The following is a 456-nucleotide window of genomic DNA, read 5'->3' as shown; positions in this document are numbered from 1 at the left end:
CATATTTATCTCCTGTAAAAACAGGACTCTTTTTAAATTAGTTTATCATTTTCATTTTAATAATAGTTCTCTATGCATGGTAGAACTATTAATTATTCAATATAAAATGCTCTAGTTGTTTTAAGCTTATTTTATTCTCATAGATAGCTTTACCTATAATTACTCCTTCGCATCCTAATTCTACTAGTTTTGGCAACTCGCCGTAAGACGAAATGCCTCCTGATGCAATTAATTTTACAGTGCTACTTATGTTGGAGTCATTGGTTATTACTGTTGCTTGATTAATTATTTTATTATAGGTTTTAAATGATGGGCCTTGCAACATACCATCTTTAGAAATGTCTGTACATATTACATATTGTATTCCTTTTTTTAAATAGTTTTTAATAAAGGGTATTAGCTCTAGATTACTTTCTTCTTGCCATCCATTGGTTGCAATTTTCCCTCCTGCTGTAT

At 29.8% G+C, this 456-nt stretch carries 1 protein-coding gene; it reads right to left on the bottom strand.

Translation table 11 applies throughout. The annotated features are described in order from the left end of the window. Positions 1–88: 88 nt before the first annotated feature. A partial coding sequence (locus ACVC2P_RS13795; protein WP_452599037.1) for a 1-(5-phosphoribosyl)-5-[(5-phosphoribosylamino)methylideneamino]imidazole-4-carboxamide isomerase occupies positions 89–456 on the bottom strand: 368 nt, incomplete at its 5' end.

It is taken from the genome of Pontimicrobium sp. MEBiC01747, from assembly GCF_053601635.1.
Note: the sequence above shows the minus strand (reverse complement) of the source record. Positions and strands in the feature narration are given on the sequence as shown.